This window comes from Methylosinus sp. Ce-a6, from assembly GCF_009811655.1.
Taxonomy (GTDB): Bacteria; Pseudomonadota; Alphaproteobacteria; order Rhizobiales; family Beijerinckiaceae; genus Methylosinus.
In genome coordinates, this window is sequence record NZ_BGJX01000006.1 from 77484 (window position 1) to 98788 (window position 21305).

General features: G+C 66.6%; 15 protein-coding genes and 1 pseudogene. 9 read left to right on the forward strand and 7 right to left on the reverse strand.

What is annotated here, in order from left to right:
- Positions 1 to 80: 80 nt before the first annotated feature.
- Positions 81 to 1613, reverse strand: coding sequence for an aldehyde dehydrogenase family protein (locus Mspo_RS05970; RefSeq protein ID WP_159727821.1), 1533 nt, complete (start codon positions 1611 to 1613; stop codon positions 81 to 83).
- A gap of 216 nt (positions 1614 to 1829) precedes the next feature.
- Here Mspo_RS05970 and rocD point away from each other — a divergent pair, with 216 nt between their 5' ends.
- A complete protein-coding gene (rocD, locus tag Mspo_RS05975; RefSeq protein ID WP_159727823.1) occupies positions 1830 to 3062 on the forward strand; it encodes an ornithine--oxo-acid transaminase in 1233 nt (410 codons plus the stop codon).
- Between the two features lie 109 nt (positions 3063 to 3171).
- Positions 3172 to 4047 (forward strand): dimethylarginine dimethylaminohydrolase family protein, encoded by an 876-nt coding sequence (locus tag Mspo_RS05980; protein ID WP_159727825.1) that lies wholly within the window; start codon positions 3172 to 3174, stop codon positions 4045 to 4047.
- Between the two features lie 248 nt (positions 4048 to 4295).
- Here Mspo_RS05980 and Mspo_RS05985 read toward each other — a convergent pair whose 3' ends face one another.
- Positions 4296 to 5414 (reverse strand): ATP-binding protein, encoded by a 1119-nt coding sequence (locus tag Mspo_RS05985; RefSeq protein ID WP_159727827.1) that lies wholly within the window; start codon positions 5412 to 5414, stop codon positions 4296 to 4298.
- Positions 5415 to 5550: 136 nt separating this feature from the next.
- Positions 5551 to 7815: a response regulator gene (locus Mspo_RS05990; RefSeq protein ID WP_159727829.1), complete on the reverse strand. Its 2265-nt coding sequence runs from the start codon at positions 7813 to 7815 to the stop codon at positions 5551 to 5553.
- Positions 7816 to 7980: 165 nt separating this feature from the next.
- On the opposite strand from Mspo_RS05990, the gene Mspo_RS05995 reads away from it, so the two are divergent.
- From Mspo_RS05995 to Mspo_RS19845, 3 genes and pseudogenes are all read left to right on the forward strand, one after another.
- Positions 7981 to 12315 carry a DEAD/DEAH box helicase gene (locus Mspo_RS05995; RefSeq protein ID WP_159727831.1) on the forward strand — a complete coding sequence of 1445 codons (4335 nt, stop codon included), beginning with the start codon at positions 7981 to 7983 and terminating at the stop codon, positions 12313 to 12315.
- A 71-nt stretch (positions 12316 to 12386) separates the two neighbouring features.
- Positions 12387 to 12881 (forward strand): annotated as a pseudogene (locus tag Mspo_RS20070) (helix-turn-helix domain-containing protein); the annotation flags it as partial.
- The gene (locus tag Mspo_RS19845) at positions 12812 to 13471 is read left to right on the forward strand and encodes an IS630 family transposase (protein ID WP_256366348.1); all 660 of its coding nucleotides are present in this window, start codon (positions 12812 to 12814) and stop codon (positions 13469 to 13471) included. The pseudogene Mspo_RS20070 and the gene Mspo_RS19845, both read left to right, overlap by 70 nt.
- Positions 13472 to 13607: 136 nt before the next feature.
- Here the strand turns inward: Mspo_RS19845 and fabI are convergent, their stop codons facing one another.
- Complete coding sequence (gene fabI / locus Mspo_RS06010; protein WP_159727836.1) at positions 13608 to 14486, reverse strand: enoyl-ACP reductase FabI; 879 nt, start codon at positions 14484 to 14486, stop codon at positions 13608 to 13610.
- Between the two features lie 273 nt (positions 14487 to 14759).
- On the opposite strand from fabI, the gene Mspo_RS06015 reads away from it, so the two are divergent.
- Together Mspo_RS06015 and Mspo_RS06020 are read left to right on the forward strand one after the other, a co-directional pair.
- Positions 14760 to 15260, forward strand: a complete 501-nt coding sequence (locus Mspo_RS06015) for a sigma factor-like helix-turn-helix DNA-binding protein (protein ID WP_159727838.1) — start codon at positions 14760 to 14762, stop codon at positions 15258 to 15260.
- Between the two features lie 16 nt (positions 15261 to 15276).
- Positions 15277 to 16161 carry an anti-sigma factor gene (locus Mspo_RS06020; RefSeq protein WP_159727840.1) on the forward strand — a complete coding sequence of 295 codons (885 nt, stop codon included), beginning with the start codon at positions 15277 to 15279 and terminating at the stop codon, positions 16159 to 16161.
- 152 nt (positions 16162 to 16313) lie between these two features.
- Here Mspo_RS06020 and Mspo_RS06025 read toward each other — a convergent pair whose 3' ends face one another.
- From Mspo_RS06025 to Mspo_RS06035, 3 genes are all read right to left on the reverse strand, one after another.
- Positions 16314 to 16757 carry a DUF2147 domain-containing protein gene (locus Mspo_RS06025; protein WP_159727842.1) on the reverse strand — a complete coding sequence of 148 codons (444 nt, stop codon included), beginning with the start codon at positions 16755 to 16757 and terminating at the stop codon, positions 16314 to 16316.
- Between the two features lie 337 nt (positions 16758 to 17094).
- A complete protein-coding gene (locus tag Mspo_RS06030; protein ID WP_159727844.1) occupies positions 17095 to 17523 on the reverse strand; it encodes an anthrone oxygenase family protein in 429 nt (142 codons plus the stop codon).
- A gap of 89 nt (positions 17524 to 17612) precedes the next feature.
- Positions 17613 to 18677 carry a GSCFA domain-containing protein gene (locus tag Mspo_RS06035; RefSeq protein ID WP_159727846.1) on the reverse strand — a complete coding sequence of 355 codons (1065 nt, stop codon included), beginning with the start codon at positions 18675 to 18677 and terminating at the stop codon, positions 17613 to 17615.
- A 219-nt stretch (positions 18678 to 18896) separates the two neighbouring features.
- On the opposite strand from Mspo_RS06035, the gene Mspo_RS06040 reads away from it, so the two are divergent.
- Together Mspo_RS06040 and Mspo_RS06045 are read left to right on the forward strand one after the other, a co-directional pair.
- Positions 18897 to 19946 carry a WcbI family polysaccharide biosynthesis putative acetyltransferase gene (locus tag Mspo_RS06040; RefSeq protein ID WP_159727847.1) on the forward strand — a complete coding sequence of 350 codons (1050 nt, stop codon included), beginning with the start codon at positions 18897 to 18899 and terminating at the stop codon, positions 19944 to 19946.
- A 100-nt stretch (positions 19947 to 20046) separates the two neighbouring features.
- On the forward strand, positions 20047 to 21240 hold the full coding sequence (locus Mspo_RS06045; protein ID WP_159727849.1) for an acyltransferase family protein: 1194 nt from the start codon (positions 20047 to 20049) through the stop codon (positions 21238 to 21240).
- Positions 21241 to 21305 lie beyond the last annotated feature (65 nt).

A 21305-nucleotide genomic window follows, 5' to 3' on the forward strand; every position in this document is an offset into this window, starting at 1 on the left:
TCGGACATCTCCGTTTCGGATATTCGCCTTTGCGCGGCGCCGGCCGCTCCCTCTCCCCGCTCGCGGGGAGAGGGAGATGGTTACACGTCGAAGACGACGCCCTGGGCGAGCGGCAGCGCGCTCGAATAATTGATCGTGTTGGTGGCGCGGCGCATATAGGCCTTCCAGGAATCGGAGCCCGCCTCGCGTCCGCCGCCCGTCTCCTTCTCGCCGCCGAAAGCGCCGCCGATCTCGGCGCCGGAGGGGCCGATATTCACATTGGCGATGCCGCAGTCGGAGCCCTCCGCCGAGAGGAAGCGTTCCGCCTCGGTGAGATCGGTCGTGAAGATCGAGGAGGCGAGGCCATGCGCCACGTCGTTTTGAATGTGCAACGCCTCGTCGAGATCGCGATATTTCATCGCATAGAGAATGGGCGCGAAGGTCTCGCGCCGCGCGACGGGCGCCGGCTCGGCGAGCTCGACCAGCGCCGGCCGCACATAATAGGCGTCGGGGCGCTCCTGCGCGAAGAGGCGCTGGCCGCCGTGGATCTTCGCGCCTATGGCGGCGGCCTCCTCCAGCGCGTGTCGCATGGCGCGATGAGAGTCGCCGTCGATGAGCGGGCCGATGAGCGTCTTGCCCTCGCGCGGATCGCCGACCGGCGCGGAGGCGTAGGCAAGCGAGAGCCGGCCGATCAATCCGTCATAGACGGATTCGTGCAGGATGAGGCGACGCAGAGTCGTGCAGCGTTGGCCGGCCGTGCCCATGGCGGCGAAGGCGATGGCGCGCACCGCGAGATCGAGCGGGGCGGAAGGACAGACGATAGCGGCGTTATTGCCGCCGAGCTCGAGAATGGAGCGCGCGAAACGCTGCGCGAGGCGCGGTCCGACCGCGCGGCCCATGGCGGTCGAGCCCGTCGCCGAGACGAGCGCGACGCGGCGATCGTCGACGAGCTTCTCGCCGAGCTCGCGCCCGCCGATGACGAGCGCGGAGAGTCCTTTCGGCGCGTCGCCGAAACGCGCCAGCGCGCGCTCGAACAGAGCGTGAGTCGCGAGCGCGGTGAGCGGCGTCTTCTCGGAAGGCTTCCAGACGAGCGTATCGCCGCAGACGAGCGCGATCGCCGCGTTCCAGGCCCAGACCGCGACGGGGAAGTTGAAGCTCGTGATGATTCCGATGACGCCGAGCGGATGCCATGTCTCCATCATGCGATGGCCGGGTCGTTCCGTCGCTATGGTGAGGCCGTAGAGCTGGCGCGAGAGGCCCACGGCGTAGTCGCAAATATCGATCATCTCCTGCACTTCGCCGCGCGCCTCGGAGACGATCTTGCCGGCCTCGATCGTGACGAGCTCCGCGAGCTCGTGCTTCGCCGCGCGCAATTCCTCGCCGAAGAGCCGCACCAGTTCGCCGCGCCGCGGCGCGGGGACAATGCGCCATTTGCGAAAGGCGGCTTCGGCTTCGCCGATCGCCGCGTCTAAAGCATCGCTGTCGTGAGTTTTCACTCTGGCGATGGCGTCGCCGGTAATCGGCGTTCTGCTGTCTAATTTTCCGTCACGAAAAAGCGCGGGCTGGACAGTAATGTATGAAAGTAATTCTTCAGCTCGTGCTGCGATATTGCTGGATTTTGTAGGAGAAACCATGCCTGTGCTTCCTCGCTCGCCGTATTGCTGCTTTATTTGTCTCGCAAATAGCCCGTGTTCGATGTATTTGCAACGTCATCGTCGGAGCGGCGTAACGCCGCGCTCCGTGCGCAAGAGGCTCGAGAGAGGCAATGGCCCGCGAGCCGCCGATCGCCCGTCACACGTGAAAAACGTCGAGGCGACGCCCACATAACGAACGAGCGAGGTCAGTGGTTCATGAACGCCAACGTCAAGTCCGTAGACAACCCGCATCGCGCCCGGAACTATGCGCCGCTTCCCGTCACGTTGACGCGTGGCGAAGGCGCATTTCTCTATGATGTCGACGGACGGCGCTATGTCGACATGATGAGCGCCTATTCGGCGGTGAGCCACGGCCATGCCCATCCGCGCATTCTCAAAGCTCTGACCGAGCAGGCGCAACGTCTCGCCGTGCCCTCGCGGGCCTATTACGACGATCGTCTCGACCCCTTCCTCACAGAATTGTGCAATCTCACCGGCCTCGACGTCGCTCTGCCGATGAACACCGGCGCCGAGGCGGTGGAGACCGCGATCAAGGCGGCGCGCCGTTACGGTCGCCGCGTGCGCGGCCTGCAGAATCCCGAGATCATCGTGGCGAATGGCAATTTCCACGGCCGCACGACGACGATCGTCGGCTTCTCGTCGGAGCCCTCCTATCGCGACGATTTCGGTCCTTATGGCGGCGGCTTCCGCTCGGTTCCCTATGGCGATCTCGCCGCGACCGAGGCGGCGATCGGCCCCGACACGGTCGCCATCATGGTCGAGCCCGTGCAGGGCGAGGCGGGCGTCATCGTGCCGCCAGAGGGCTGGCTCGCCGGCCTGCGCAAGCTCTGCGACGAGCGCGGCCTGCTGCTCATCGTCGACGAGGTGCAGGCGGGCCTCGGGCGCACCGGCGCCTGGTTCGCGTTCCAGCACGAGAATGTGAAGCCGGACGGCGTCATGCTGGGCAAGGCGCTCGGCGGCGGCGTGCTGCCGGTCTCGGCCTTCGTCGGCACGCGCGCGCTGATGGATATGTTCACGCCTGGCTCGCACGGCTCCACTTTCGGCGGCAACACGCTCGCCGCGGCCGTCGGGCTCGAGGCGCTGCATGTGATGCGCGACGAGAAGCTGGTCGAGCGCAGCCGCACGCTCGGCGAGCATATGCTGCGCCGCTTGCGCAACATGGACAGCCCCGCGCTGCGCGACGTGCGCGGCAAGGGTCTTTGGGCCGGCGCCGAGATCGATCCGCGCTACGCCACGGGCCGCGAGGTCTGCGAGCGCCTGTGCGAGAAGGGCGTGCTGTCGACGGTGACGCATCACAGCGTCGTGCGCCTGTCGCCGCCGCTCGTCATCGCGCGCGAGGATCTCGACTGGGCGCTCGATCGTTTCGAGGAGACGCTCGCCGAATTCGTCGAGCGCGCCCGTCCGGCGAAGCGCGCTCTGGCGAGCTGATCGCCTTTCATCGTTCCGGCGCCGAGGCGAGCCGGCCTCGGCGCCGTCTTCGTGTCTTCGTGTCCTCGTGGTCAATTCACCATGAAGGGCGCGAGGAGAAAGGACGAGGATGATGAAGGCGCATCATATGTTCGAGCCCGCCCGCTCGCCGCGCCAGAATACGTGCGAGGAGACGCGCCAGCGCATATTGATGTGCGCGCCGGACGATTTCGACGTGCGCTATGTCATCAATCCCTGGATGGAGCATCAGATCGGCCGCACCGCGCCCTCGCTCGCCCGCGAGCAATGGCGAAATCTTTGCGCCATCGTCTCGCAGAGCGCAAAGGTCGAGCTGGTCACGCCGGCGGCGGGGCTGCCGGACATGGTGTTCACCGCCAACGCCGGCTTCGTGCTGGGGAACATCGCTGTCGTCAGCCGCTTCCGCGCCGAGGAGCGGCGGCCCGAGGAGCCCCTGTTTCGCGCCTTCTTCGAGGCTCGAGGGTTTCATGTCGCGTCTTGGCCGCAGGATCTTCCCTTCGAAGGCGCGGGCGACGCGCTCATTGATCGCGGCGCGGATATCGTCTGGTGCGGTTACGGAATGCGTTCGGCCGAATCGGCGCCGGCGGCGCTGGAGCAAATCGTCTCGCGCCGCGTGATCGGCCTGAGGCTGGTCGATCCGCGCTTCTATCATCTCGACACTTGCTTCTGTCCGCTCGCGGGCGGTTATCTCCTCTATTATCCGCCCGCTTTCGACGCCGCCTCGCGCGAGGCGATCGAGACGATCACGCCGCCCGAGAAGCGCATAGCGATCGACGAAGCGGATGCGATGCGCTTTTCCTGCAACGCCGTGGGTCTCGACGGGAGCTTGGCCATGAACGACGCTTCGCCGCAGCTGCAAAAACGCCTGCGCGCCGCAGGCTTTGCGCCGGTCATCGCGCCGCTCTCGGAATTCATGAAGGCGGGCGGCGCCGCCAAATGCCTCACGCTGAAGCTCGTGGAGCGGTAAGCGGGAGAAGGCGTTCGTCGGACTAGTGGCCTGCGTCATTCGAACCGAAGGCCCGAGGGCCCCCTCCCTCACCCTCCCCCGCTACGCGACGCTACGCGGGAGAGGGGGGCGGCAACGTCTCGCGAATCTTTGATGAAGCGCCAAATCTGCTCCCTCTCCCGCGCAGCGGGGGAGGGTTGGGGAGGGGGCTCGAACACTTTCACTTTCATTGACGCAGGCCGTCTAGCACTTTCATTGACGCAGGCCGTCTAGGCGACGCGCTCGGCCGGCGGCGTCTCGCCCTGCGGGATGGTCATCGTGAATGTCGCGCCGGCGCCGAGCTGCGAGCGCGCCTCGATGCGCCAGCCGTGCCGCTCGCAGGTCGCCTTGCACAGCGCCAAGCCGACGCCGGTTCCGGGATATTGCGTGAAACTGTGGAGCCGCCGCAGCGGCTCGAATATGGCTTCGGCGTATTTTGGCTCGAAGCCTATGCCGTCGTCAGAGACAGATACGCGCAGCTCGGGCCCGCGCTCGACGGAGAATCGAATGTGGGGCGGGCGGCCCGGCTTGCGATATTTGATCGCATTGGAGAGGAGGCTCGCGAGACAGCGCTCGAATTGCAGCTTGTCCGCGTTCACCCGCACGCCGGGCGGAACCGAGACGGCGACTTTCGCCTGCGTCTGACGGATGAGCTCGGAGAAATCCGACTCGACGGCCTCGATCGCGCGGCGGATGTCGAGCGGCTCCAGCCGCGGCGTCGTCGCGACCTGCCGCGAATAGGCGAGCAAGCCGTCGACGAGCTCGCGCGCGCGCAAGGCGGAGGCGCGGACGACCTCGCTCGCATGGGCGGCCTCGCCGAGATCGCCCTTGCCGAGACAAGCGGTGATTATCTCGGCGAAGGCCGCGATCTTGCGCAGCGGCTCCTGCAGATCATGCGAGGCGACATAGGCGAATCTCGCCAGCCGGTCATTGGCGAGCTGAAGATCGTTCGCGCGTTCGACGAGCTGCCGCTCGATCTCCTTGTGATGCGAAATGTCGAACACCGTCACGGCGACGAACAAGGGGCCGTCGTCCTCGTGGATCGGCGCGAGGCCGAGGTGAATGGGAAATTCGGCGCCTGATTTCTTGCGCGCGCGAATGTCCTTGTCGACGCCGAGCAAGACGCGGCGCGGGGCCCGATAATATTCTTCGCGCAAGGCGGCGTGGCGGGCGCGCACATCCTCCGGCAGCAGAATATCGACCGTGCGCCCGACGAGCTCGCTCGCCGAATAGCCGAAGAGGTCTTCGGTCGCCCGATTGACATAGACAATATGGTCGTCGCCGAGGAGAAGTCGCGCCGCGAAAGCGGAATCGACGATCATCTTCAGCTGCTCGGGCGTCGCATTCATGATCGCTGACCTTCGGCCCCTAGAGTCTCTCCATGTTTCGGTGAAACATGGAGAGACTCTAGGTTTTTGTTTTTGACGCGTTTCCAACGCCGAACCGGCGTCCGCTCCGGCTGGAACGCTCTATATGGGAAGCGCGTCAGGCCGAGCGAGTGGGGCGCGGCTTTTGACCGTCGATCAACGCCTTCAGCGCGTCCAGATCGATCGGCTTCACGAGATGGAAATCGAATCCCGCCGTCTCGCAGAGGCGCCGCACCTCGTCGCCGCCGGCGCCGGTCGAGGCGAGCAGCAGAATGTCGCGCCCCTCTGGCAGGGCGCGCAGCTCGCGCGCGGTCGCATAGCCGTCCATTCCGGGCAGGCCGAGATCGAGCAGAGCGACATCGGGTTCGAAGCTCTGCGTCGCCTCGATGGCGCGCATTCCATCGCTCGCGACGCAGACCTCGTAATTCTCGAGGCGCAGCAGCTCGGCCATCGCCTCGCAGACCGCCGCATCATCGTCCACGATCAGCACTCTGCGCCGCGTCGCCCGCGTCTCGGGCGGGGCGGATCGCGCGCCGTCCAGCAGGTCGCGGACCTTGCGCGCCAGACGATCGATCGAATAGGGCTTGACGATGAGCTCGACGCCGGGATCGAGGACGCCATTGTGGACGACGGCGTTGGGCGTGTAGCCGGTGGTGAAGAGAATCTTCAAATCGGGCCGCCGCTTCCATGCTTCCTCGGCGAGCTTGCGGCCATTGGTGTCGGGCATCACCACATCGGTGAAGAGCAGCGAGATATTCGGATTGACCTCGAGCTGACGAAGCGCTGCGGCCGCGCTCTCGGCCGTAAGGACATTATAGCCGAGCTCTTCGAGCGTGTCGGCGGTGAGATCGCGCACGCGCACATCGTCCTCGACGATCAATATCGTCTCGTATTTCTCGCTGCGCGGCGCGGAGCGCGCAGGGGCCGCCGCCGCGACCGCCGCGCTCGCGGGACCGTGATGGCGTGGCAGATAGAGCTTGACCGTCGTTCCGACCTCCGGCTCGGAATAAATGCGGACGTGGCCGCCCGACTGCCGCACGAAGCCATAGACCTGGCTCAGCCCGAGCCCGGTGCCGCGGCCGGCGGGCTTGGTCGTGAAGAAAGGATCGAAAGCGCGCTCGACGACGTCGCGGCTCATGCCGGTTCCGGTGTCGGTGACGGCGATCAGCACATATTGGCCGGACGGTATGCCCACCTCGCGCGCGGCGTATTCCTCGTCGAGATAGGCGTTGCTCGTCTCGATCGTGAGCTTGCCGCCCTGGGGCATGGCGTCGCGCGCATTGAGCGCGAGATTGAGGATCGTCGTCTCGATCTGGCTCGGATCGGCGAAAGCGCGCCAGAGACCGCCGGCGAACACCGCCTCGAGACGCACATCCTCGCCGAGCGTGCGGCGGAGCATCTCGGCCATCGAGGAGACCATCTTATTGGGGTCGATCGGCTCGGGCGCGAGCGGCTGGCGGCGCGAGAAGGCGAGGAGCCGATGCGTCAGCGTCGCCGCATGTTCGGCGCCTTCGAGCGCGCCGTCGAGATAGCGCAGAGTCTCCGCCGGATCGCTCGCGAGCCGTCGCTTGGCGAGATTGACGCTGCCGATGACGACGGCGAGCATATTGTTGAAGTCATGCGCGAGGCCGCCGGTGAGCTGGCCGATCGCCTCCATCTTCTGCGATTGCCGCAATTGTTCGGTGAGTTGCTCGCGCTGCGCCGCTTCCGTGGAAAGCGCGACGTTGACCTCGCGCAGCTCGGACTGCGCGGCGGCGATCGCCCGCAGCCGGCTGTGGAGCAGGCCGATGGTCGCCGCGCCGACGAGAAGGGTGATGGAGATGGCGAGCGCCGCTCCGGCGCGGAGCAGCGAGCCGCTCTTCTCCACCGCGCGGGACTGCGCGTCGATCAACTCTTGCTGGCGGACGGCTTCGGCGTCGAGGCCTGCGGCGAGGCGCTCCATGATCGACTTGCCGGCGCCCGCGCGCAAGACGCCCATGGCTTCATCGTGCTTTCCGGCCGCCTGAAGCTCGACCGTTCTACGTATCTCGGCGAGCTTTTCGGTCGCCAGAGCGCGCAGCTCCGCCAGCCTGCCGCGCTCCTCGCCCGACTCGGTCGCCCGCGTCAGCGCGTCGAAATCGGAGCCGATGCCCGCCGCCGCGGCGTCGAGCGGGACGAGATAGGCCCGGTCGTCGGTCAGAAGATAACCGCGCTCCGCCGATTCCGCCTCCTGCAAATGGCCGAGAATGCGGTGCTGAATCAGCGTTTCCCCGATGAGCTGGCGGACGTCGCGATAGTCGGTCGCCTGCTTGTCGACGAAAGCGAAAGCGGCGAACAGCGACGCCGCCAGAACCGCGAATCCCGCGTAGAGAAAGGAAGACGTGTCGATGAACTTGTTGCGCATGAACATCCTTTCGGCGCGAAGGCGGCGTTTGCTCGTGCGGCCGGAAATCAGCCCGCGCGAGACTTGTCGCGCGTGGGCGAAATTCCCAGTTCGGCTTATTGGCCCGCGGCCTGATCGCCGCTAGTCTGTCGAGTTCCCCGAGGGTCCGTTCCTCTCCTCACGGCCATGCATCTGTCGCACCTTTTTCATCCGGCGGTTTCGGCATGGTTCGCCGATCATTTCCGCAACGCCACGCCGGCGCAAGCAGAAGCTTGGCCGCAGATCAAATCCGGTCGAAATGTCCTGATCGCCGCCCCCACCGGCTCGGGAAAAACGCTCGCGGCCTTCCTCGCCGCGATCGACGATCTCGTCCGCCAAGGGCTCGCCGGGACGCCGCTCGACGCGACGCAGATCGTCTATGTGTCTCCACTCAAAGCGCTTTCCAACGACGTCAGGCGCAATCTCGAGGCGCCGCTCGCCGGCGTCCGCGAAAAGCTGAGACTTTCCGGACTGCCCGACGTCGACATAAGCGTGCTGGCGCGCACCGGCGACACGCCCTCGGCGGAGCGCGAGCGGATGCGCAAGCAGCCGCCGCATATTCTCGTGACGACGCCCGAATCGCTCTATGTGCTGCTCGGCTCGGACTCGGGCCGCAAGGCGCTCTCGACGACGCGCTCGGTCATAGTGGACGAGATTCATGCCGTCGCGCCCAATAAGCGCGGAGCGCATCTCGCGCTCTCGCTCGAGCGGCTCGCCGCCCTCTGCGGCGACAATTTGCAGCGCATCGGCCTCTCGGCGACGCAGAATCCGATTTCGGCGGTCGCGCATTTCCTCGTCGGCGCGGGGCCGGACGGCGAAGCCGCGAAAGAGCCCGCAATTATCGATTCCGGCCATCACCGCGCCCGCGACCTCGCCATCGAGGTTCCCGGCGCGCCGCTGGAGGCGGTCATGTCGGCGCAGGTGTGGGCCCTAGTCTACGATCGTCTCGCCGAATTGATCGCCGAGAACCGCACCACACTCGTCTTCGTCAATACGCGGCGTCTCGCCGAGCGCCTCGCGCGCGAATTGTCGGATCGGCTCGGCGAAGCGGCCGTCACCTCCCATCACGGCAGCATGGCGAAAGAGCATCGCCTCATCGCCGAGCAGAGGCTGAAGCGCGGCGAGCTCAAGGCCTTGGTGGCGACTGCGTCGCTCGAGCTCGGCATCGACATCGGCGATGTGACGCTCGTCTGCCAGATCGCCTCGCCGCGCTCCATCGCGAGCTTTCTGCAGCGCGTCGGCCGCTCCGGCCATGTCGTCGGCGGCCTGCCCAAGGGGCGGCTGTTTCCCTTGTCGCGCGACGATCTCGTCGAATGCGCGGCGCTGCTCGACAGCGTGCGCCGCGGCGAATTGGACAGGCTCACGATTCCGCATCGCCCGCTCGACGTTCTCGCCCAGCAGATCGTCGCCGAGGTGGCGGCGCGGGAATGGGGCGAGACCGAGCTCTATGAGCGTTTCAAGCGCGCCTGGCCCTATCGCGCATTGACGCGATCGGAATTCGACGATGTCGTGAAAATGCTCGCCGAGGGTTTCGCGACGCGGCGCGGAAGACGCGGCGCGCTGCTCCATCACGACGCCGTCAATCATATGCTGCGCGAGCGGCGCGGCGCGCGCATGACGGCGCTCACCTCCGGCGGCGCGATCCCGGAGACCGCCGATTATCGGGTGCTGCTGGAGCCGGAGAATCTCATCGTCGGCACGGTTCATGAGGATTTCGCCGTCGAGAGCATGGCCGGCGATATTTTCCAGCTCGGCAACGCCTCCTATCGCGTGCAGCGGGTCGAGCGCGGCGTCTTGCGCGTCGAGGACGCGCAGGGCCAGCCGCCGACCATTCCCTTCTGGCTCGGCGAGGCGCCGGCGCGCGCCGACGAGCTCTCACTCTCCGTCTCGCGCCTGCGCGCCGAGATCGCCGAACGCCTGCGCGAGGATGCGAGCGGCGCCGAGGCGCAGCGCTGGCTGATGGAGGAGGTGGGCGTCGCGCCGCCCGCCGCCGAGCAGCTCGTCGATTATCTTTCCGCCGCGCTCGGCGCCTTCGGCGGCGTGCTGCCGACGCAGGATTGCCTCGTGCTCGAGCGTTTCTTCGACGAGGCGGGCGGAATGCAGCTCGTCATTCATTCGCCTTTCGGCGGACGGATCAATCGCGCCTTCGGCCTCGCGCTGCGCAAGCGCTTCTGCCGCAAGTTCAATTTCGAGCTGCAGGCGGCGGCGACGGAAGACGATATCCTGCTCTCGCTCACCACGGCGCATAGTTTCGAGCTCGCCGAGGTCGTGCATTATCTGCATTCCAATAGCGTGCGCGGCGTGCTGGTGCAGGCGATGCTGACGGCGCCCATGTTCATGACGCGCTGGCGCTGGACGGCGGGAATATCGCTCGCCCTGCCGCGCTTCCAGGGCGGCAAGAAGACGCCGCCGCAATTTTTGCGGATGCAGGCGGAGGATCTGGTCGCCGCCGTCTTTCCCGATCAGATCGCCTGCTTCGAGAATATCGTCGGCGAGCGCGAGGTTCCCGACCATCCGCTGACCAATCAGACGATCGACGATTGTCTGCACGAGGCGATGGACATAGACGGGCTCGAGCGCCTGCTGCGGCGCATGGAGGCGGGCGAGCTGCGCGTCGTCGCCTGCGATCTCACCCAGCCTTCGCCGCTGGCGCTGGAAGTTCTGTCGGCGCGTCCCTACGCCTTCCTCGACGACGCGCCGCTCGAGGAGCGCCGCGCCCAGGCGGTGATGGCGCGCCGCTGGCAGGATCCCGAGAGCGCCTCCGATCTCGGCCGTCTCGACGAGGCGGCGATCGAGCGCGTGAAGGCGGAGGCCTGGCCGGAGCCGATCGACGCCGAGGAGCTGCATGACGCGCTTTTGTGGATCGGCTGCCTCACGCAGGCCGAGATCGCCGCCGCGCCGGAATGGGCCGGCTGGCTGGAGGCGCTGGCTAGCCAAAAGCGCGCGACGCGCTTCGAGACGAAGCAGGCGGTCTTCTGGGTCGCGGCGGAGCGGCTGACGCAATTCCACGCGCTCTGGCCGAAGGCGCGCCTTTCGCCGAAGATTTCGCCGCCCGAAAGTGAGGCGCAGGCGCCCTGGTCGGCCGAGCAGGCGGCGATCGAAATATTGCGCGGGCGGCTCGAAGGCTCAGGGCCGGTCACGCAGACCGCGCTCGCCGCTGCGCTCGGCCTCGAGCCGGCGGGCATTGCGACGGCGCTGGCGGCGCTCGAGGCCGAGGGCACGATCATGCGCGGGCGCTTCCTGCCCGGCGCCAATGACGAGCAATGGTGCGACCGCCGGCTGCTCGCCCGCATTCATCATTATACGATCAAGCGGTTGCGGGCCGAGATCGAGCCCGTCGCGGCGCGCGACTTCCTGCGCTTTCTCCTCGATTGGCAGCATGTCGCCGAGGATGCGCGGCTGAAGGGCGCCGAGGCGCCGCCGGCGGCGCTCGCCGGCCTCGAGGGATACGAGGCGCCGGCGGGCGCCTGGGAGACCGAAATTCTCCCCGCGCGCATCGAGGATTACGAGCCCGCCTTTCTCGATTCGCTGTGTCTTTCCGGACGTGTCGCCTGGGCGCGGCTGACGCCGCCCGCCGCCGCCAAGGGCGGGCGCGTCGTCACGCCGGTGAAGAGCTCGCCGGTCGCGCTTTTGGAGCGCCGCCGTCTCGGCGATTGGACTTCGGTCGCTGCGCCCGTGCAGCCGCCCGCGCTCAGCGGCCGCGCCGAGCTGGTCGTCGAAACTCTGCGCGCGGAAGGCGCGCTGTTCTTCGACGAGCTCGCGGACGCTTCGCGCCTCTTGCGCTCGGAGCTGGAGACGGCGCTCGCCGAGCTCGCCGCGCTCGGCCTCGTGACCTCCGACAGTTTCGGCGGCCTGCGCGCGCTGCTGGTTCCGTCCGAGAAGCGCAAGCCCTTCGACGGCGCGCGGCGCAAGGGCCGCGTGCTCTCCTTCGGCATGGAGAGCGCCGGCCGCTGGTCGCTGATCCGCCGCGCCTATGCGGCGCCGGGCTCGCAGGAGCGGCAGGGCTCGGTGGAGCATATCGCCGAAGCGCTGCTGAAGCGTTACGGCGTCGTCTTTTGGCGGCTCTTGGCGCGCGAAGGCGGCTGGCTGCCGCCCTGGCGCGATCTGCTGCGCGTCTATCGCCGGCTCGAGGCGCGCGGCGAAATTCGCGGCGGCCGCTTCGTCGCCGGCTTTTCCGGCGAGCAATATGCGCTGCCCGAGGCGGTCGGCCTGCTGCGCGAAATCCGCCGGCGTCCAGCGTCCGGGCGATATGTGTCGCTCTCCGCCGCCGATCCGCTCAATCTCATCGGCGTGCTGACGCCGGGGGCCAAGCTCGCCGCGCTCACCGGCAATCGCCTGCTTTTTCGCGACGGCCTGCCGATCGCCGCGCTCTCAGGCGGCAGAATCGAATTTCTGACCGATGTCGACGAGGCGACGCGCTGGGAAGCGGAAAAGCGCCTCATCCGCTCGGCGGCGCGCGGGCAGCTCGCGGATTTGGCGTGATACGAAATCCGGCTGATTGACTCGACGGCGGGGATTCCCGGGGGGAATCGAAGCAGTTGAGCTGTGTCGTCATGAATCGCTGGAGGCGGGTCAAGGCGACGATAGCTGCGCATTTGAGTGTCGATGCGTTGCGTGAACGGTATGTTTCGAGTTCGAACGCGCGCGAAGCGCGGCATTTCCATACGATCTGGCTGCTCGCCAAAGGCCACACGCTCGGCGAAGTCGCCGAGATGACCTCCTTTGGCCAGCGCTGGATCGAGCAGCTCGCGGCGCGCTACAACGCCGAAGGCCCGGCGTCTCTTGGCGACTTGCGCCGGCGCAACGGCTCTCCGGCAACGGTGTTGAAGCCCGAGTTGCTCGACAAGCTGCGCCTTCGGTTGAAAGATCCGCCCGACGATGGCGGCTTGTGGACGAGCGCGAAGGTCGCGGCTTTTCTCGCGCGCGAACCGGGGTTGGAGAAGGTCGCAACTCGACGCGGCTGGGAGGCGTTGAAAGCCTGCGGCATGTCGATCCAGGTTCCACGCCCCAAAAATCCGAAGTCCGCCTCGCCCGAAGAGGCGACGGCGTTCAAAAAAACCTCGAAGACGCCGTTGCAGAGGAAGCCGCGAAACATCCGGAGCGGCCAGTCGAAGTCTTCGCCGGCGACGAACACCGGCTCGGCCTGAAACCCGTCACGCGGCGCGTTTTGGCGCCCATTGGCGCGCGGCCGACCGCGCATGGCCATCACCGCTTCGACTGGCTTTATGTGACCGCCTTCGTCTCGCCGGCGAGCGGCGAGACCTTCTGGTATGTGCACGATGGCGTGTCGAAACCCTTTTTCGCGGCGCTGCTCGAAACCTTCGCGCGCGAAGCCAAGGCCGGCGTCGACCGCACCATCGTGCTCGTTCTCGACAACGCCGGCTGGCATGGCGAGGCGGGTCTGAGCGTGCCCGATGGCGTGCGGCTGGTCTTTCTGCCGCCCTATACGCCGGAGTTGCAGCCGGCGGAGACCCTGTGGACGCTCGTCGACGAGCCTATCGTCAACAAACACATCGAAACGCTCGACGAGCTCGACGCAATCGTCGGCGAAAGATGCGCCGCGCTCGCGAACGAACGCGACGCCATCAAAAGCCGAGCTGGTTTCCATTGGTGGCCAAAAATCGCCGAGCAGAGGTAATCAGCCGGAAACCGTATGAATTGGATCGCAACCTTCAGTCTGGCTTCAGAACAGGCCGCTATCCACCCCCATGGAATCTTCGCCTTCGGCTCGCGATGACGGCCGCGGGTTTGTCGATGGTCGAGCGAGGCGACGCCTATTTCGTCTCCGTCGCCTGCTGCGGCAGCAGCGCCAGCAGCGAGGCCATCTTGGGCGCGGCGCTCGGATTCATCATGCCGACGACATGATAGCCGGCGTCGACATGCAGCACCTCGCCGGTGACGCCGCGCGCCATGGGCGAGAGCAGATAGACGGCCGTCTCGCCCACTTCCTCGATCGTCACCACGCGCCGCAGCGGCGCGTTATATTCGTTCCAGCGCAGAATATAGCGGAAATCGCCGATGCCGGAGGCCGCGAGCGTCTTGATCGGCCCGGCGGAAATGGCGTTGACGCGAATGTTCTTCTCGCCGAGATCGGCCGCGAGATAGCGCACCGAGGCCTCGAGCGCGGCCTTGGCGACGCCCATCACATTGTAGTGCGGCATCCATTTTTCGGCGCCGTAGTAAGTGAGGGTGAGCAGCGAGCCGCCCTCGGTCATCAGCTTTTCGGCGCGCTGCGCGATCGCCGTGAAGGAAAAGCAGGAGATCAGCAGCGACTGCGTGAAATTCTCCGCCGTCGTGTCGACATAGCGGCCGTCGAGCTGATCCTTGTCCGAAAAGGCGAGGCAATGGACGACGAAGTCGATCTTGCCCCACAGTTTCTCGACCTCGGCGAAGACCGCGTCGATCGTCTCCGGCTCGGAGACGTCGCAGCGGCCGACCACCTGCGCGCCGATCTCCGCGGCGAGCGGACGCACGCGCTTTTCCAGCGCCTCGACCTGATAGGTGAGCGCGAGCTTCGCGCCGGCGTCGGCCGCGGCCTTGGCGATGCCCCAGGCGATCGACTTGTTATTGGCGACGCCCAGCACGAGGCCCCGCTTGCCGGCGAGAACGCCGCTGAAAATATTGCCGTTCGACGTCGGTTCCGGTTGCGACATGGGAGCAAAGGTCCATAAATCTGCGATCGAGAGGCGCGGTGTTCCGCCGCCTGTCGGCAACGCCGTTGGAGGGCTGCGCAAGATGCGCGCGGGCTTGGGACATTGGAGCGGGCCGACCGACCGGAGGCGTCCCCGGCCCGACATACAAAAACACATAAATCTCAGGGCGCGGAGATAGTCAATCGCGGCGGACTGGCATAATATCTCCCGCAAACAAACCGAACCAGCGCCGCGCGGACGAGGCGTCGAGGGCCGCGCGAGACGGGCCGAGCGATGGGACAGGCGGAGGATTTCGACGAGACCCTGGAGCGGCTCACGCCGGGCCTGCGTCGCTACGCCCGCGCGCTGCTCTCCGGCGCCGCCAATGATCTCGCCGACGAGCTCGTCCAGACCGCGCTGCAGGCCACCGCCGACGAAGCGCGGCTCGAGTCCGGCTGCGCGGCGCTCGATTTGCGCGTCGATCTCTACGCCACCCTGACCCATGCGGCGCAGCGCCGCCTGCGGTCCGTCGCCCCGCATCGGCCGTCTCTGCGCCAGCCGGCGATCATGCACCGGCTCGCCGATCTGCCCTTCGAGGAGCGGGAGACGCTTCTGCTCGTCGTGCTCGAGGGCTTCACCTATGAGGAGGTCGCCCGCATCACCCGCACCGATCGGCCGGTGGCGCTGATGCGGCTGATGCGCGCGCGCTCGGCGCTGACGGCGCTCGACCGCCATCCCTCGCCGGGAGCGGACGCCGGCCGGCGGCCCGGGCCGCATCTGCGTGTCGTGAAATAACCCGTGAGGCGGCGCCATGGGCCCCGGTGAGCATGTCGACGAATCCGATCTGCACGCCTTCGTCGACGGCGAGCTCGACGCCGAAAAGCGCCGGCGCATCGAGGATCATCTGCACTCCCATTCGGAGGACGCCGCCCTCGTCGAAGGCTGGCGGCGGCAGAATGCGGCGCTGCGCGCGGCTTTCTCCCAGACGGTGAAGGAGCCCCTGCCCGCAAGCCTCAAAACCGCTACGGTGACGAGCCTCACCCGCAGCTTCGGCTCGGGGGTCAATTGGGCGCGCTTCAGCCCGAGCAAGGGCGCTTCGCTCCGGGCCATGCGGCGCGCGGACACGAGCCGCAGGCCGCCGCGCCGGCCGGCCATCATCATGTCGCTGTTGACGCTGCTCGCCGGCGCCGTGGTCGCCGGGGCGGCGCTGCTCGCCTTCACCGGACCCGCCTCGCCGCCGCCCGCCGTCCCTCAGCGCGCCGCCGTCATCGAGCCGCCGGGCCTCGTCGCCCATGCGCAGCTCGCCTATCAGACCTTCGCGCAGGATACGCGGCCGGTGGAGATCGGCGCCGACCGCGCGGCCGAGCTTTCCGCCTGGCTCGGCGAGCGCGCGGGCTTCGGGCGCCTGCCGGATCTCTCCGCCGCCGGGCTCGAGCTCGTCGGCGGCCGGCTCATTCCGGGCGTTCTCTCGCCCGCCGGCCTCTTGATCTACCGCGCCGCCTCCGGGGCTCGCGCCGCGCTCTATTTCGAGCGCGCGGGCGGCGAGCGTCCTTCCGCGGGTCCGCCCAAGACGGCCCCCGGCCTCGCGGCGGTGGAATGGCGGGCGGCGGGCTTCGCCTTCATCCTCATCGGCCAGCTCGCCGCCGATACCGCCCGGGCCGCGGCCGAAAGCGCCGCCGCCCAAGCCTCCCGCTGAGCAAGCGCCACTGACCGAGCGGCCCGCCGCCTAGAGTCTTTGATTTGACGCGTTTCCGACACCGAACCGGCGTCCACTTCGGCTGGAAACGCTTGTCTTTGATTTGACGCGTTTCCGACACCGAACCGGCGTCCACTTCGGCTGGAAACGCTTTATCTGAGATCGACGTCGACCATGGCGTGAGCCGCCGGCGTGGGGACGCGCGTCCAGGTCTCGTCGCTGCACAGCACGCCCCAGAGACACCCTTTCAGCGTCAATCGAGTCGGGCTCGTGACGGTGATGAAACCGTCATAGCTCTTGCCGTCCTCGACATTGAAGAGCTTGCCGGCCCATTCATTGGGTCCTGTCTGCTTCGCGCCGCGCAGGATGACGGCGCCGATGGCGGATTGGTCCTCGGCGTTCTGCGCCGCGACGATCTTGGCGCAGAGCTTGCCGCTCTCGCAATCATAGAAGCTGAACTGCACGCGACCTTCCGGCCGCAGCCAGACGCCGCGTGGATCATTGGGCGAGGCGCCCGCGGCGGAACTGGCGGCCAGCGCGGCGGCGGCCAGGAGCGCGGAGGGCGCGAGAAAATCGAGGGCGAAAGAGCGCGTCATGTCGATCCTCCTTCTGCATTGGAGAAGGAGGATCGACGATCATCTTGTCGAATCTTCGGCCGCAACGCCTTTAGAGCGCATTCGTACAAATCATGTTCGAATGCGCCCTGAAAGCAATTCGAATTCGCATGTTCATTTCCGAAAAGCCGCCTCGCGCTCTTCTGGGAACATGCGCCGGGCGCTTCCGCTCGAACGGAATCGTTCGATCGGCCACTTCACGCGGAAGCTGGTCTAATCGGCGCGTCGGCTCAATCGGAAGGAGCGTCATTCCCGACGCTCGCGCAGCTTCGGCCTGCCGGGAGTGACAACGCCCTTTCGGTTCAGCTGACGCAGCCCGCTAGCCGCTCGCGAAGACGAAGAGCGCGGTCGCCAGCGCGCCGAGCGCGGTGAGCGCGAGCTCGAGCTTGCCCCAGAGCTCGATCGACTTGCGCGCGTCGGCGCCGTCCTCGGCGGCGATCAGAGCGAGAATGCGATTGTCGAGCGGCACGACCGCATAGAATAGGAAAGGCCAGGCGGCGACGATCGTCGCCGCGCCGGCGAGCCAGCGCACATCGTCCGAGCTCTTATAATCGATGAATCCGAAAACGGCGGAAGCGAGCGAGAGGCCGGCGAGCAGCGCGAATCCGCGATGGTCGGAGGTCTCCCATTCCTTCATGAGCGCCGGGTCGTCGAGCTTGAGCCGCGCGGGCTGCTCGACGAAATTGACATAGAGAGACGCCCCCGTGAAAGCGCCGGCGGCGGCGAGAGCGAGCGAGCCCGTGACCATGGAGCGTCGTCCTTCGTTCGAACTGTGACGGAGGTAATATAAGCTCTGGTTTCCGGAATCGAAGCGCGCCGAAACGACGCGCGTCGCGATCAGGCGGTCTCGATCGCCTCCTCGTCGCAGACGATGCGGGAATTGCTCTCCGCCTCCGCGGCGACGTCGAACTTCAGCGGCTCGATCTTGGCCGTCTGCCGCTCGCGCTCGGTGAAATGCTCGAAGAAGAGCCGCATCGTCTGGCTGATGCCGAAAGGATTTATGCGGCGCACATCGTCCCGGTAGAAGCGCGCGACATTGGGCGGCGCCGTCGCGATGTCATAGGAGGGGAAATAGGCGACGTTCGGCCGCGCCCGCACCACCTCGTCGGCCGCGGCGCGCAGGATCGCCTTGATCGCGGAATTCGCCTCGAGCACATGGCGGTTCTCGTAAGTGGCGATGATGCCGACCGGCGAGACGGTCAGAATGATTCGCGCATCGGCGTTGACCGAGCGGATGCGGTCGACGGAGGCGAGGAAGTCGCGCACCACCTCCGACACGGTCATATTGTGGAAGGCGAAGACCGAAGGGTCCCAGACGCCGCCGGCGACGCCCGGCGCCTGCTGCAGCACGGCGCCGTCGCTGCGGCAGCGCCAGGACTCGGTATGGCCGAATGTGAAGATGAAAACATCGAGCGTCTCGAACATTTCGCGCACGGCGGCGAAATGCCGCTCGCGTTCGGCCAGCATGTCGTCGATCGAATCATAGCCGTCCGGCTCTATGCTCGGACGGAAAGGATCGACGATGTGGCCGTCCTCCTGGCGCACCCAATGCACGAGATCGGGCGTGAGCGTCCCATAGGCGCGGTCGAAGAGCTGGAGCAGCGCCGTCGTGGTGTAGAGATTGCCGTAGCGGCAGGAATACATCGAATAGTTGCGCCGCTCCGCCTCCGCGGCGGACATGCCTTCCGGCGGCTGCTCGGCGAGATAATAATGAAAGCCGCTCGCCTGCAGCCGCTGCGCGATCTCCTGCGCGAAACAGCTGCCGCCGGTCGCCACCTTGTCGCTCAGAGCGATTCTGAAAGGGGTGGCGAGAATCGGGTCGATCGCGAAGGGAGGCGTCTGCGTCACCGCCTTGCGCCAGAAGCGATGGTCGGGTAGGGAGCTATAGGGATGTTCCGCCAATTGTCGGTCTCCTGGAAAGCCGCCGGCCGTCGCGGCTCGTCGAGCCGTTTCACTCTCGCGACGCGCGGCCCGCCATCATGTGGCGGGCGCGGCGCGACTTGAGCGGTCGAACGAGGCGGCCGCATCGATGCGCCCGGGAGCATAGACGGCGACCGGACGCTTGTCATCCTTCGGCGCCGACTTGGGTTTCGGGCCGCGACGAAATGGCGTTACCCGCGCATGTTGTCTCAGATCGACCGGCAGATCATCCGCTCCTGGTACAATCATCTCGTCGAGCCGCGGCTCGCGCCCTTCTATTCGAAGGGCCCGCGCCTCACTGGGCCGCGCATCGCCGTCATCGGCAATTGCCAAGCCTTCGGTCTCGCCTATGCGATGAAGCTCATCGACCCGAGCGCGCGCGTCTCGCATTTCTCGGCGATCGCCAAGACGATCGCCGATGTGAAGCTCCTCGCCAAGACGCTTTCGACCTATGATTATGTGTTCAGCCACGAATTCCTGCACGGCCATGTGCGCGGTGGCGGTTCGGCGGAGCTGTGCGAATTGCTCGACAAGGTGATCATGATCCCATCGATCACTTTCTCGGCGTTCCATCCCGATCTCGTCTATCTGCTCGATGCGACGCGCGGCCATGCGCCGACGATCGGCCCCGTCGGCCCCTATCACTCGGCGCTCGCGGTCTTCGCCTTCCGGCGCGGCCTCTCGGTCGAGGAGGCGCATGCGCTGTTCAACCGCAATGTGTTCGAGGCGCTCGGCTATTTCGACGTGTGGAACGACGCGGTGAACGAGCTCGTCGAGACCGGCAAGCGCAAATTCGGCATGGATCTCACGGCCGAGATCGCCAATTGGTCGCGCCGCGGCGTGTTCATGTATTCGCTGGTGCATCCGCGGCCCTTCGTGCTCTTCGACCTTGCCAAGAAGTTCCTCGCGCACGCCGGCCTGCCGACGCCGGCAATCAATGGCGACTATTATGCGATCGACGATCTGGGGCGCGCGGAGATATTCCCGATCTATCCGCCGATCGGGGAATATTTCGGCGTGCAGGGAAGCTACACATTCAAGCTCGAAAATTACCATCTCTCGGCCGAGGTCGGCGAATTCGTGACGCTGCCCTACTATCTCGCCGAGTGCTATAAGATCTATCGCCGCTGCGCGCCGTCGCAGCTCACCCATCCGCGCATCGAGGCCTGGCTCGCCGATCCGGCCGCGGTCGGCCGCATCATCACGCTCGCGGGGGAAAATCTGCGCAAGGGCCTGCTGCCCGTGAGCTGATCTGAAGGCCAGATCCGCGACCCTGGGAATCCGCGAGTTGACGCGTATTCGGCTTTCCTCTAGCGTTCTCGACCGACCATCATTGAATGAGCGGTCTTTCATGCCTGCCGCTTTATCGAACTTCATTCACGCCGCCCGCTGGATTGCCGCTCTCGCCGTCCTCCTCGCCCACGCCAATGTGCTCATCTCCTTGAGCGACATAATGGTCGGCCCGCATGGGCCGCTCGTCTACGTCTGGTGGTTCGCGACGGCCTTCTCGCATCAGGCGGTGACGGTCTTCTTCGTGCTCTCGGGCTTTCTCGTGGGCGGCCGTGTCTTCACCGCCTTGCGGCAATCGACGCCGTTTCTGCGCGCCTATTTCATCGACCGCGCGAGCCGCCTCTATATCGTGCTGATCCCCGCATTGGCGCTGACCTTCGCGCTCGACGCGCTCGGCCGGAGGCTTTTCGCCGGCGCCGGAATCTATGAGCTCGCCGGGCGCGAGGGCGCCTTCGAGCCCTCGCGCATTCTTTCGACGCTCGCCATGCAGCAGCATATCTGGGCCGGCCAGGCCGGCACCAACGGCCCGCTCTGGTCGCTCGCCTGCGAATTCTGGTACTATCTGCTCTTTCCGCTGCTGCTCCTGCCCTTCGCGCGCTGCTATTTTGAGCCTGCCCGCCTCGCCGCCTTCGGCGTCGGGGTTGCGCTTCTTTGTGTCCTCTCGCTGCCCTCCACGCGCTTTCCCGTCGGCTTCGCGATCTGGACGACGGGCGCGCTGGCGGCGCGCGCGCGGCGTCCGCTCCTGCGCGGCAAATATCTGTCGCTCGGCCTGTTTCTCGTCGTCGTCGTGGTCGCGCGGCTCGCCGTGCGCGGCCCCTTCGTCGAAGCGCATCCGATCATTCACGACCTCGCCGACGCGCTGACCGCCGCGACATTCGCCAATCTGCTGGCGACGCTGCGCTTCTGCGAGACGGGCCTTCGCCTGCCCCTTCCGGCGCTCCATCGCCGGCTCGCCGATTTCTCCTTCTCGCTCTACGCCACGCATATGCCGATCGTTTTCTTCTTCTGGGCGGGAGCGGGCCATATTTTCGGCAAAGACTGGCTAGAGCTTCTTCCGACGCCGGCGCATTGGTCCGCGGCGGCGGCGCTGCTTCTCGTCGCGACGGCTGTCGCCTGGGGCTTCTCGCGCGCGACCGAGGCGCACACCCCGGCGCTGCGGCGAAGGTTTCACGCGGCTTTCGCGGCGCTCGACCGGCGTATGCGCCTCGGCGAGCGGGCGCGCTGGGTTGGCCAAGGTCGAGCCGAAGGACTATAACTCGGCGCGGCCCAGAGCCGGTTATCGGGCGCGATTTTTCGTCGTTCGACCGATTCCGGTCGAAG

Excerpts from the sequence above, each read along its gene's own strand:
- Mspo_RS05995 (WP_159727831.1), top strand. The coding sequence starts at position 7,981 with ATGCATCTGTCGCACCTTTTTCATCCGGCGGTTTCGGCATGGTTCGCC.
- Mspo_RS06040 (WP_159727847.1), top strand. The coding sequence starts at position 18,897 with ATGTTGTCTCAGATCGACCGGCAGATCATCCGCTCCTGGTACAATCAT.
- Mspo_RS05985 (WP_159727827.1), bottom strand. The coding sequence starts at position 5,414 with ATGAATGCGACGCCCGAGCAGCTGAAGATGATCGTCGATTCCGCTTTC.
- Mspo_RS06025 (WP_159727842.1), bottom strand. The coding sequence starts at position 16,757 with ATGACGCGCTCTTTCGCCCTCGATTTTCTCGCGCCCTCCGCGCTCCTG.
- Mspo_RS06030 (WP_159727844.1), bottom strand. The coding sequence starts at position 17,523 with ATGGTCACGGGCTCGCTCGCTCTCGCCGCCGCCGGCGCTTTCACGGGG.
- rocD (WP_159727823.1), top strand. The coding sequence starts at position 1,830 with ATGAACGCCAACGTCAAGTCCGTAGACAACCCGCATCGCGCCCGGAAC.
- Mspo_RS05970 (WP_159727821.1), bottom strand. The coding sequence starts at position 1,613 with ATGGTTTCTCCTACAAAATCCAGCAATATCGCAGCACGAGCTGAAGAA.
- Mspo_RS06045 (WP_159727849.1), top strand. The coding sequence starts at position 20,047 with ATGCCTGCCGCTTTATCGAACTTCATTCACGCCGCCCGCTGGATTGCC.
- Mspo_RS05990 (WP_159727829.1), bottom strand. The coding sequence starts at position 7,815 with ATGCGCAACAAGTTCATCGACACGTCTTCCTTTCTCTACGCGGGATTC.
- fabI (WP_159727836.1), bottom strand. The coding sequence starts at position 14,486 with ATGTCGCAACCGGAACCGACGTCGAACGGCAATATTTTCAGCGGCGTT.
- Mspo_RS06020 (WP_159727840.1), top strand. The coding sequence starts at position 15,277 with ATGGGCCCCGGTGAGCATGTCGACGAATCCGATCTGCACGCCTTCGTC.
- Mspo_RS06015 (WP_159727838.1), top strand. The coding sequence starts at position 14,760 with ATGGGACAGGCGGAGGATTTCGACGAGACCCTGGAGCGGCTCACGCCG.
- Mspo_RS05980 (WP_159727825.1), top strand. The coding sequence starts at position 3,172 with ATGATGAAGGCGCATCATATGTTCGAGCCCGCCCGCTCGCCGCGCCAG.